This window comes from Anaerotruncus sp., from assembly GCF_057433415.1.
Map to the genome: position 1 here is coordinate 43,782 of NZ_DBMDHH010000017.1, position 12,272 is coordinate 56,053.

A 12,272-nucleotide genomic window follows, 5' to 3' on the forward strand; every position below is an offset into this window, starting at 1 on the left:
CATCTCCCAATCTTTTCATTTTGTTTTCTCGGTTGATTTCTGCGGATGAACAGGTCATGCCGGGCACGCATCCCTCCTTCTTGGTGAACTGCGCGGCTTCAGGCGCCCGCCGCGCTTCCGCGCCGCCGTTCGTCCAGTTCCCTGCGGGAGCGGGACTTGACCAGAAAGTCGTTGACATAGGCGCGGATGCCGTTGATGGAAAATGCGAATATCAGGATGACGCCCTCGATGATGCGCTGCATATAGCTCTGGATCTGGAAGGCGTCCATTCCGCTTTTGATGGTCGCCAGGAAGATGGCGGCGACCGCGGTGGTGAAGATGCTCCCCTTGCCGCCGACGAGCGCCGTGCCGCCCAGCACGACCGCCGAGATGACGGTGAACTCGAACCCGTCCTTCATGCCGTAGTTGGAGGAGCCGAGGTAGGAGGTGATCATGATCGAGGCGGCCGCCGTGAAGAGGCCGACCATCAGGTAGATGAGGATCTGCGTTCTGGGGATGCTGATGCCCGCGATGCGCGCCGCCTCGTGGGAGTTGCCGATCGCCAGCGTGTGGCGGCCGAGCGCGGTCTTGCGCAGGATGACGGTCCCGATCACGCCGCAGATGATCATGACGATGAAGGGTACCGGGATGCCCGCCAGGTAGCTGGTCGACATCAGCTTGAAGAGCTTGTTCTCGACGACGACCGGCGTGGCGTTCACGATCTGCGCGAGCGCGCGGTAGCCGAACATCATGGCGAGTGTCGCGATGAACGCGGGAATCTTCATCTTCGCGATGAGCACGCCGTTGAAGGTCCCGAGCACCGCGCCGAGCAGCAGGATGAGGATGACCGACGGAAAGACTCCCATCTTCGGGAGCAGCAGGGTCAGCACGCAGGAGCAGAGCGCCACCTGCGAGGCGACCGACAGGTCGAGGTCGCCGCTGATGATGACGAAGGTCATGCCCACGCCGCAGATCCCGGTGAAGGAGGCCTCGCGGACGATGTTCTGGAAGGCCGAGATGTTCCGGAAGTTGGGGCTGAACACGATGAGGATCAGCCAGAAGATCAGCAGCGCGTAGAGGATACCCAGTTCGCCGAAATTGATCTGTAATTTCTTTTTCATCACTTCGCCGCCTCCTGGGTAATGATTTTGATTCCGCTGATCGACAGCGCGAAGAGCAGCACGACCGCGATCGCGAGCTTCTGGAACGCCTCGTCGACGCCCAGGATGTTCAGCCCGCTGCGGATGAGCGAGAGGAGCAGCGCCCCGATGAAGGAGCCCCAGATGTTCCCCTTGCCGCCTGAGAGCGCCGTGCCGCCGAGGATGACCGAGGTGATGGCGTCGAGCTCGAACCCGTCCCCGATGATCGCGCTGCCGGTGGCGAGCCGCGACGACTGGAGCACGCCCGCGCAGGCCGCGGTCAGTCCGGTGACGACGAAGACCGCGATGAGGGTGCGGTCGACGTTGATGCCGCTCGCGCGGGCGGCCGCCTCATTGGAGCCGATCGCGCGGGTCTTGACGCCGAAGCGGGTGTGGCGGTAGACGAGGTAGGCGATCACAAAGACCGCGACCACCAGGATCACCTGCACGGGGATGCCAAAGATGCTGGAGGTGGAGAAGATCTTGATCTCCTTGTTTTTCGACATGAGCACCCGCTTGCCGTTGCTGTAGACGAGCGCCGCGCCCTTGAAGGCGAGCTGGGTGGCCAGCGTGGCCACGAAGGTCTGGATATGTAATTTCGTGATGATGAGGCCGTTTACCACGCCGCAGAGCACGCCGACGAGCAGCGCCAGCAGGATGCTCGGCCACATGCCGATGTTGGCGATGTTCATGGCCACCACGCAGGTGACCAGCGAGAGGATCGAGCCGACCGAGAGGTCGAAGCCGCCCGCGCAGATGGCGAAGGTCATGCCCGCCGCCGCGATGCCCGTCGTGGCCGAGCGGGAGAGCACGGTGGTCAGGTTGGATACCGATACGATCCTCGGGTTGAGGGCGAGGAAGACCAGCCCCACGGCCAGCAGGATCGCGAGGATGCCGAAACGGTCCCACCACGCCCAAAATCTTTTCGTCCTGTCGTTCATATGCTGTCACCGTCCAATCTTTCCGAGGTTCCGGTCGCGCACTCCATGATCGTGACCTCGTCCATCTCCGTCTTTGAGAGGTTGCCGGTGATCCGGCCCTGGAAGACGACCAACGTGCGGTGGCAGATGCTGATGATCTCCGGAAGCTCGGAGGAGACCACGATGATCGCCAGTCCCGACTTTGCAAGCTCCTCGAGCAGCTCGTAGATCTCCGCCTTCGCGCCGACGTCGATGCCGCGCGTCGGCTCGAGCATGATCAGCACCTTGCAGTCGCTCGCCAGCGCGCGCGCCAAGAGGAACTTCTGCTGGTTGCCGCCCGAGAGGTTGACGATCCGCTGCGCCGGGGAGGAAAACTTCATGTTCATGCGCTTCTTGTAATTTTCAAGCAGCTCCTGCTCCTTCGCGTCGCTGATGAGCCCGAAGCGGGAGATCGACCGCAGGATGTTCATCGTGAGGTTTTCCCGCACCGTCATCAGCGCGAAGATGCCCGCGCTCTTGCGGTCCTCGGTGACGAACCCGATGCCGTCCCGGATCGCCTGCAGCGGCCCCTTCATCTGGAGCTGCCGCCCGCCGAGGGTCACCGTGCCGCCGTCCGGACGGATGAGGCCGTAGATCGCCTTGACGATCTCCTCCCGCCCGCAGCCCATGAGTCCCGCCACGCCGAGCAGCTCGCCGCTGCGCACGCTGAAGCTCACGTCCTCGAACATCCCGGCGCGGGTGAGGTTTTTGACCTCGAGCACCGTCTCCCCGAGCGCGTGCCCGGAGGATTTGTAGTACTGGTCCACCTCGCGGCCGACCATCAGCTTGACCAGGTCGTTGTGGGTGAGCTCTTCGGTCCTTTTGGTGGCGACGTACTGGCCGTCCCGCAGGATCGAGACCCGGTCGGTCAGATCGAAAATCTCCTTGAGGCGGTGGGAGATGTAGAGGATCGTTTTCCCACTCTCCTTGAGCCGCCGGATGAGGGCGTAGAGGACGTCGACCTCCTGGTTGTTGAGCGCGCCGGTCGGTTCGTCCATAATGATGATGTCCGATTCGTGGGAGATCGCCTTGGCGATCTCGACCATCTGCTGCTGGGAGACGCTGAGCATCCCGACCATGTCGGTCGGTTTGAGGGACAGGTTCATGCTGTCGATCAGCTCCTGCGCCCGCGCGTTCATCGTCCGGATGTCCAGCACCACGCCGTGCACCGGCAGGCCGGACGCGAAGATGTTCTCCGCGACGGTGAGCTCCGGCATGAGGTTCAGCTCCTGGTAGATGACGCTGACCCCCGCCTTCATCGCGTCCTGGATCGAATGGATCTCCTGTTTCTCGCCGCGGATGAAAATCTCTCCGCTGTCCGCCTGGTACATCCCGCCGAGAATCTTCATCAGCGTGGATTTCCCCGCGCCGTTTTCACCGACGATCGCGTGGACCTCCCCCTCTTCGATCGAGAGGCTCACGTCCGACAGCGCCTTGACGCCGGGAAACGACTTGCTGATATTGCGTATCTCGATGATAGCCAATTGTTTTCGCACCTCGCTTTTCTGTCTGGCGGCTATTCCTGCAATCTGCTCCACCTGTTTCTGTTTTTATTGTAATGTTCACCAGTTTATTAGTAAATGAACAATTCAGAACTGTTTGGATACACAAAACAACACAAAAAGGCCCGGTTTCCGTTTACCGGAAACCGGGACTTTTGTCCGTTATGGAAAGACAGTCCGCGCCGTCACTTCGCGCTCCACCTGCCGCTGAGCGTCACGGTCGTGCCCTGCGGGAAATTGCGCGCGATGCGGTATCCGACGCTCTCCCCCGCCGACAGCTTGAGGCGGATGATCGTGTTCACCAGCCCGAGTCCGCCGATTTTGAGCTCGCTGTAGTTTGCGGGCAGATCCTCGCTGTACTGGGCGACCTTGCGCTCGAGCTCGTCGATCTCCCCGTCGGCAAAGCCCGAGCCGTTGTCCGCCACTGAGATACACCAGCGATCCCCCTCGATGCGCGAGGTGATGCTCACCCGCCAGGGGGGCTCCACCTGCTTGAAGGCGTGCTCGAAACAGTTCTCCACGATCGGCTGGATGATCAGCCGAGGGATCGCCATCCCCTCGAGCCGCTCGTCGAGCGAGAGGTCGTAGTCGAAATACTCCTCATAGCGCAGCTTCATCAGCTCGAGGTAGTTGCGGACGTTTTCGATCTCGCTGCCGAGCGTCGCGCCGCCGCTGCTGTAGGAGCTGCTGTAGCGCAGCATCTGGGAGATCCGCTCGCAGGTGTCGGCGATGCGGTCCTCCCCCGCCTCGATCGCCATGCTGCTGATCGTCGAGAGGGAGTTGTAGAGGAAATGCGGGTTCATCTGCGACTGGAGCGCGAGCAGGTAGGCCTTCTGCTCACAGGCGACCGAATCGTTCATCTTTTTAAGCATCGACTGGAAGGCGGCGTTGAGCTCCCGCACCTCGTCGATGCTCTCGTCGGGGACGAGGTCGGCCTGGATGGAATCGATCGAGATCTTGCGCACCTCGTCGCTCAACCGGATGAGCGGCGCGGAAATCCGCTTGGAGATGAGGTAGACCGCCAGAATGAGCAGTATGATCGTCACAAGGCTGCCGATAAAGAGGTAGACGGTCATCGAGCGGTAGGGCTGCATCATCGAGCGCCGGTCCTGCGCGAGCGCGACCCGCCAGCCGTACTGGTCGGACAGCTTGGCGGTCACGTAGTAGTCCCGCTCGTCCAGATCGCTGTACGCCCGGCCGGCCGGGAGGATCTGGTTGCCCTCCCCGTCGAAGAGGAAGACGACCGTGTCGGTCAGCACGTCGAGCGCGAGATAGCTCTCGAGCTGGTCGACCCCCTGCTGGATTTCAACGATGCCGTAGACCTCCTTGGAGTAGAAGTTGGTGATCGGCCGCAGCAGGGAGGTGTACCGGGCCTTATAGGTGCCCGACCAGCGGTCCTCCTGGGGCGGGAGCAGCAGATACCCGGCCCGGCCGTCGATCAGCTCGCGCATCTGCGCGCCCACGTCGGTCTCATAGAGCGTCTCGGAGACCCGGCTCTCGGGGTTGACGCTCGCGCCCGCGCTGATGAAATCCCCATGCTGGTTGTAGACGCTAATCCGCCAGATCGGCATGCTCGGGCCGTTGTGGGAGGTCAGCACGCTGGCGATGTCGATGCTGTCCATGATGTTCACATCGAAGTAGTTCTCCCGGCTGGCGTCCTGCTGGAGGCGGTTGAAGATGTTGATGATGCGGGGATCCGATTTGACCTGCTGAGCCATCTGGTCCATCTCCGAGAGGTAGGCGTCCACCTGCGAAACCATCTTGTCGAGCAGCTGCGTCTGGTTGATCGCGGCAGTCTTTTCGCTCACGCTGACCACATACTGGTAGGCCGCGCCCACCAGCACCAGCATGAATACCAGCAGGAAGGCCGAATAGGTCAGCACCAGCCTGCGCAGAAATCCTGTTTTCCGATGTTTCATCCGCTCGCCACCCGCAGTTCCAATTTTTCCGTTTTCCTTATTGTAGCAGAAATTCAAAATTCCGCAATCCGCGCCCCCAAATTTCCATCCGCGACCCGAATTTGGTGAAATCGCCCAAAATTCACAAAATGTTCACAATTGAGCGCGACAAAACGGCCGCAAATCCGCTACTATTAAATCAGAAGGCAAGGATTGACAACAACCCCAAAACCTGACCGGGAGGAACGCTTATGAAACGGCTCCTATCCATGCTGCTCGCGCTTGCGATTTCGTGCAGCTATCTCTCCCTCGCGGCGCTCGCCGCCGAAGGTGAGGACGAGACGCCTAAGGCCATGATCACCTACAGCGTGGCGGAGGGCGGCACCCTGACGATCAACGGCACCCCACACAACGCGGCGGAGGCCGTCACGACGGGGCCCGACGGCCTGCCCCTGCCCCACACGGTCACTCTGCCGGAGGGTGTAGACGTGGCCTTTTCCGCCCTGCCCGACGCGTCCCATACGCTGGCCGCCCTGACGGTGACCGGCCTGCCCGTGGGCACGCCCGCCCCCGTCATCACGAACGGCATGGGTACGGTCAAGGCCGTCAACGGCTTGCAGATCCACGCGAGCTTTGACATTCTGACCTACACCGTGGACGTCCGGCAGGCGCCGGGCGGCACGATCTCCGCGTCCGGGCTCGGCGCGAACGGCACGGCCGCGGCCAACGGCAGCGTCACCCTCGCCGCCGCGGCGAATGAAAACTATGAATTCTCCCACTTCCTGGTGGACGGCGCGCAGGTGACCGCCAACCCCTGCACCTTCACGGTCACGAAGGACACCGCCGTTTCCGCCCTCTTCACCGCCAACCCGGTCACCCATTCGGTGACGGTCGAACCTCCCGTCGGCGGCCGCATCCAGGTGAGCGGCATCGACGACGCCGGACTCGTCGCGGACGGCGCGAAGATCACGATCGCCGCCGAGCCCGATGGCAGCCATACCTTCGGCGCGCTCCTGATAAACGGCACGGACGTCGGAAGCGCCACCCATGGGATGGAGGTGCACGGCGACGTGACCGTCTCAGCCACCTTCCCGGAAAAGGCCCCCGAGACCTATTCCGTGTCCGTCACGGCGGGCGCGGGCGGCAGCGCCGCGGCATCCGACGAGACGGGCGCGCCCCTCTCCGGCCCCGTAACGGCCGGTACGCGGGTTACTCTGACCGCACAGGCGGATGAAACGCACACCTTCAGCCACTTCCTGATCGGCGGTGTGCAGATTGCTGAAACCCCCTATACCCTCACGGTGAACGGGGCGGTGTCCGCCGAGGCCGTCTTTGCCGAGAAGCCCTCTTCCGACCCCAGTGAAAACTCGAAGCCGGACAATGGCGGCGAGGGCTCCAACGGGATTCCCACCGTACAGGTTTCCGTGAATCAGCCCGCCGCGGGCGGCGCGGTCACACAGGTCGCGGCAAACGGGGCGACGCTCGCCTCCGGGGCTTTTCCGGGCGCGCTCCCGCTCAAGGAGGGCGACACCCTCACAATCACCGCCGCGCCCAGTGAAAAATACCAGCTCAAATCCGTCACGGTCAACGGCGGCGCGGCGGCGGTCAGCGGCAGCACCGCCAGCTACACCGTCCGGGCCGACGATCTGAAAGGCATCGTCATCGAGTCCGCGTATACCGCCTCCGCGCCGGTCGCGGTGGATTCCTCCGCCGCCACGGGCGCTTCGGTCGCGGTCGGCAGGGGCGGCGCGCCCCTCCAGAACGCCGACGCCGTGACCGAGGGCGACGCCCTCACCTTCACCGTCACGCCCGTGGACGCCGGGAAGGCGGTCCAGTCGGTCACCGTCAACGGGAAGGCGGCCGCCAAGAGCGGCGACAACGCGTTCGGTTACGCGGTCACAGCGGAGGACATCCTCAGCGGCGTCCTCAAGGTGGAGGCCGTGCTTGTCTCGACCGACGTGCAGGTCAAATGGAACCCCGCCCCGGAAACCGGCGTCACCGTCGAGGTTAAACCGGAAAACGGGACCGCCGACAAAAGCGGCGATCTCACCGTCCCCTACAACACCAACCTGACCGTCGGCGTCTCCGCCCCCGACGGAAAATCCGTCGAGAAGGTCACCGTCGCGCAGGAGGGTGGGTCGGCTCCGGCGGACTACGTCCCCGGCGCGGACGGCAGCTTCAAAATTCCCTTCGTCCGGGCGGCGGTCACCGCCATCACCCCGACCGTGAACGAGGTCCGGCCCAAGATCAGCTGGGATGCCCCCTCCGCGGGCACGATCGTTGTGAACCCGGGCGGGAGTCCCGTCTCCCCCGGCGGCGACGTGGCCTACGACAGCACAATCACCATTGAGGTGACGCCGCCAGCCGGCCGCCTGCTTGAAAAGGTCACCGTCACCGGAAACGGCGAGACGGCCCCGAAGGACTACACGCCCAAAGCCGGGGAAAACAAGGTCACGGTCGAGCATGTGAAAGCCGATATCACCGCGCTTTCCGTCGCCTACCAGGACGACCCGGGCAACCCGGCGGTCACCTGGACCGCGCCCGCTTCGGGCAAGGGGACAATCACCGTCACAGCCAAGGAGGGCGGCGGCGCGGTCACAAACGGCAGTACGGTCGCGCTTGGAAGCACTGTCACGATCAAGGTGGACCCGCCGGCCGGCTACTTCCTCAAAAGCCTCGCGGTCGCGGGCGGCGCGGCAGCGGGTACCACCGCCTACAGCCAGTTCAGCAGTAACGGCGTGGAGGTGAAGATGGATTACCCGGTCACCGCGATCACCCCCGTCTTCGCGCAGTACCGGAAGGTGACGCTCGCCGATATCCCGAACGCGACCGTCACGGCGCGCGGCGCCTTCTACCCGAACTCCGACGGTACGGGAAGCACCTTCACGGCCCTTTCGGAAAAGGGCGCCGGCTATGTCTACGCCGAGCTGGGCAAAGATCCCACGGTCACGCTCTCTGTACGGGACATGAGCCTGGGCAGCCAGCTCCAGGTCAAGAATAACGGCAACGGCATCGGTTCCCCGCTCCGTTCGGGCGACTCGCTGGCGATCTCCGTGAACGGGGACCTCGCGCTGTCCGGTACGGTTTCGGCCGTCCCGCCCACGCCCAGCGGCGCCGGAAGGGTCCACGCACCCATCGCCGTGCAGGACGAGGAGGGCGCGGCGCTCGAGGACAAGGACGGCGACGCCTTCCACATCCGCGCAATCGCCAGCGAGGGCAGGCTGGTGCTGGACGGCGTCACGCCCGGCCAGACCTTCTACATCAAGCTCGGGGAAAACGGCTACGACCTGCCCACGACGCTCGACAGCCGCCTCTCCCCCGCCCCCGTCGCGCTGGCCAGCCAGCTCGCGGACGACGATCTCTTCCGCCTCTCGATCGACAAGGACGGGGACGGCAAGAGCCTCATCAGCTCGATCACCCAGGTGGATGAAAAGCGGCTCAAGGAGGACGGCGTCCGCGGCAGCTACCTCAAGGTGGTGCTCAAGGATTCGACCGCCACCGAGGAGAAAAAGGCCCGCGCAACCATCACCTTCAAGGCGCGCAAGACGCTCGACGCCTCGAAGGGCGGCCCCTGGCAGGCGGGCGACACCGCGACCCTCGATCTGACGATGTGGATCGAGAACACCAAGAAGAGCGGTTCGGACGAGGACGCGGACGTGGGCGACCGCATCTACATCGACCCCGAATCCAACGAGTACAACACCTTTGTGTGGGGCGACGACCGCGCCGCGCTGGAATACCACGCGGACGACAACGCCAGGGCGTTCTACGCGCGCCTCTCCACCAAGGCGGACATCGATATCTACACCGATTACGGCGACCCGGTGGACGCGGACCTCTGGTTCTACAACTTCATCGGCAACCCGGAAATCCCGAGCACCTCCCGCGCCTGGCTGACGCTGGGCATCCCGTGGGACGAGGACAGCGACTACCATCCCGACCCACGCGACGTCTACATCTACCAGGTGGACAAATACGGCGACCTGGAGGACGTGACCGACCGGTTCACCTACTCGGACGACGCCTACGCCATCGAGGGCTGGACCATCCGGACCCGTCAGCTCGGCACCTACATCATCTCCGACACCGAGCTCGACCTCGACACCGGCTACGAGATGGAATACGACTGGGACGACGACGCCTACGAGGAGCAGTACAAGGTCAACCCGGTCACCGGCGGCGGCACGCAGGATTACACGCCGGTGACCCTCCCCGTCAACTACGGCGGCAGTACCGGCGGCTCGACGGGCGGCGCCGTCTCCGAGCCGGAGCCGGAGGAGAGCAAACCGGACGACGAGGAGGAAGAGGGCAACCGTCAGGTCACCGCCAAGCCGGTCCCCGAGGCGGTCCCCGAGGTCGACGAACCGGAGGAAAAGCCCGCGGGCAAGGGCTTCGCCCCCTGGGCGGTCGTACTGGTGATCGCGCTCATCGCGGCCGGGGCCGGGACGGGCGGCTACTTCCTCTACCGGCACTTCAGCGAATAACCGGCGTTTTGAAGCCCGGGGCCCCGCGGAATTCCCGCGGGGCCTCTTCGCATCCCGGCGCGCCGGAGCTTGCATTCGCGGGCCCCGCATGGTATGATTTGGGCACCAGGAACTTCCAAAAAGGCGGGTGTATTTCATGGGCGGAAAGGTACGGCAGGTTTTGGCGGACGGCGAGCACTCCGAACGGATGAAGCGCAGGGAATCCTTCCTGCTGCGTTTTCCGGACGCGGGCGGGACGGACGGCCATGAGAAGTTCCAGATGCGCTGCATCACCGCGCTGATCGAGTATTACGGGAACTCCGAAGACTACCTGGCGGATTACATGGATATCTGCGACATGCTCGGGCAGGGCTACCGGGAGGAGGCGTTCCACCTCGGCTTCCAGAATTCCAACCTGTGCACCCTCCTGGCGGAGTTTGAGCTGCGGGAGGAATCCGACCTCTATCTCTGGCTGCAAATTCTCGAACGCCTGCTGGACAGCCCGGGACGCGGCGACAAGCAGAAAAAACGCCTCGCCCTCAAAATTGCGGAGGCGCTCAAGCTCTCGGGAATCGGCGCGGCGCTCTGCCGGCTGGAAGGCGGCCGCTACGCCTTCTATCCCGCGACCGAGCCGTTTCTCGACCGGGCGCTCGTCTTCGACGTGCTCGGCTGGCTGGACGCCTACCCGAAGGCGCGGGAGCAGTACCGGGAGGCCCTCAGACTCCTGCTGCACGGGGACCGCACCCGCAAGGCGATCGACTGCCTGCGGCTCTCGCTCGAACTCTTCTGCAAGCAGCGCTACCAGAACGAAAAGTCGCTGGAAAACCAGTTCTCCCTGATCGGGAGCGAGCTGGCCGACCGGGGGCTGTCGGCCGAGCTGCGAAATCTCTACACGACCCTGCTCGCCTACTACGCCAAATTCAACAACGAGCACGTCAAGCACGACGACTCGGCGAACGCCGCGGAGGCCGATTTTGCGCTCTATCTGACCGGCAGCTTTTTGCGCCTGCTGCTCCTCTCCGACCGGGAGACGCTCTGACCCCAAACCCAAAAGGGCCGCGTGAACAAAAGTTCACGCGGCCCTTTTTTCACCCACCGGGCGGCCTGTTCAGCCGATCCAGCGGTGCAGGGTCTCGAGCAGCCGGTCGATCTCCAGCGGCTTGGTCACATGTTCGTTCATGCCCGCCTGCCGGGCGCGGTAGACGTCGTCGGCAAAGGCGTTGGCCGTGAGCGCGATGATGGGGATGTCCGCGGCGTCCGGCCTCCCCTCGCCGGCCAGCCTCCGGATCGCCTTCGTGGCCTCGTAGCCGTCCATGACGGGCATCTGGATGTCCATCAGGATGAGGGCGTAGGCGCCCGGCGGATGGGAGGCGAAGAGGTCCACCGCCTGCCTGCCGTTTTCGGCGCAGGCGATCTCCAGCCCGGCCATGCCCAGAAGCTCCCGGGCGATCTCCCGGTTGAGGTCGTTGTCCTCCACCAGAAGAAGCCGCGTGCCGGGAGGGAACGCCTCCCCCTGCCGCGCCGGAGAGCCGGCGCAGGATCCCGCCTCCCGCGCGTCCTCCCCCGCCAGCTTGAGGAAGATGGTCACGACGAACCGGGTGCCCTTGTCCGGCTGGCTCTCCACCCGGATGGTTCCGTTCATCATCTGTACCAGATTGTGGGTGATGGCAAGGCCCAGCCCCGTCCCCTGGACCCCGCTCACGCGGGCGTCCTTCGCCCGCTCGAACGGGGTGAAGAGCTTATCGAGGAACTCTGGCGGCATACCGATGCCGTCGTCCTCCACGGTGAATTCAAAGCAGCCGACCCCGCTGCGGCCCGACACCCGTTCCTCCGCCGTCAGGGAGATATGGCCGCCCGTCCCGGTATATTTCACCGCGTTGGACAGCAGGTTCAGCAAGATCTGCTGGACCCGCATGAAATCCCCGTGGACCGCGTCATGGCGCAGGTAGGAGCGCAGGACGATCTGCTGTTCCTTGCTTTCCGCGTCGGAGCGGATGATCTGCATGACGGTGTTCAGCGTGTCGCTGACCAGGAAGGTGTTCTCGCTGAGGCTGACGTTGCCCGACTCGATCTTGGACATGTCCAGAACCTCGTTGATGAGTCCCAGCAGGTGATTTCCCGATATGCGGATCTTCCCGAGGCAGTCGGCGAGCTTGTCCGGGTCGCCCAGCTGCTTTTCCGCGATGGAGGTCATGCCAAGGATGGCGTTCATCGGCGTGCGGATGTCGTGGCTCATCCGGGAGAGGAACCCCGACTTGGCGTGGTTCGCCCGCCGGGCGCCCTCGTACGCCTCCTCCAGCGCCCGCTTGGCCGCCTGGTCCTCCGCCTGACG

General features: G+C 64.1%; 7 protein-coding genes. 2 read left to right on the forward strand and 5 right to left on the reverse strand.

Annotated elements, in window-relative coordinates; all coding sequences use genetic code 11:
- Positions 1–98: 98 nt before the first annotated feature.
- The 4 genes from ACZO3G_RS06715 to ACZO3G_RS06730 form a co-directional block, all read right to left on the reverse strand.
- Positions 99–1,100 carry an ABC transporter permease gene (locus ACZO3G_RS06715; protein WP_276871536.1) on the reverse strand — a complete coding sequence of 334 codons (1,002 nt, stop codon included), beginning with the start codon at positions 1,098–1,100 and terminating at the stop codon, positions 99–101.
- Entirely contained in the window at positions 1,100–2,059 is a 960-nt protein-coding gene (locus ACZO3G_RS06720) for an ABC transporter permease (protein WP_101550340.1), read from the reverse strand. Before ACZO3G_RS06720 ends, ACZO3G_RS06715 begins: the two co-directional genes overlap by 1 nt.
- Positions 2,056–3,561, reverse strand: coding sequence for a sugar ABC transporter ATP-binding protein (locus ACZO3G_RS06725; RefSeq protein ID WP_101550338.1), 1,506 nt, complete (start codon positions 3,559–3,561; stop codon positions 2,056–2,058). The genes ACZO3G_RS06720 and ACZO3G_RS06725 overlap by 4 nt, the downstream gene beginning before the upstream one ends.
- Before the next feature lie 203 nt (positions 3,562–3,764).
- On the reverse strand, positions 3,765–5,498 hold the full coding sequence (locus tag ACZO3G_RS06730) for a sensor histidine kinase (RefSeq protein ID WP_101550335.1): 1,734 nt from the start codon (positions 5,496–5,498) through the stop codon (positions 3,765–3,767).
- Between the two features lie 230 nt (positions 5,499–5,728).
- On the opposite strand from ACZO3G_RS06730, the gene ACZO3G_RS06735 reads away from it, so the two are divergent.
- Positions 5,729–9,961 carry an InlB B-repeat-containing protein gene (locus ACZO3G_RS06735; protein WP_276871537.1) on the forward strand — a complete coding sequence of 1,411 codons (4,233 nt, stop codon included), beginning with the start codon at positions 5,729–5,731 and terminating at the stop codon, positions 9,959–9,961.
- Between the two features lie 136 nt (positions 9,962–10,097).
- Positions 10,098–10,979 carry a hypothetical protein gene (locus ACZO3G_RS06740; protein WP_101550331.1) on the forward strand — a complete coding sequence of 294 codons (882 nt, stop codon included), beginning with the start codon at positions 10,098–10,100 and terminating at the stop codon, positions 10,977–10,979.
- Between the two features lie 69 nt (positions 10,980–11,048).
- Here ACZO3G_RS06740 and ACZO3G_RS06745 read toward each other — a convergent pair.
- The coding region (locus tag ACZO3G_RS06745; protein WP_486846967.1) for a hybrid sensor histidine kinase/response regulator at positions 11,049–12,272 on the reverse strand (1,224 nt) is incomplete at its 5' end.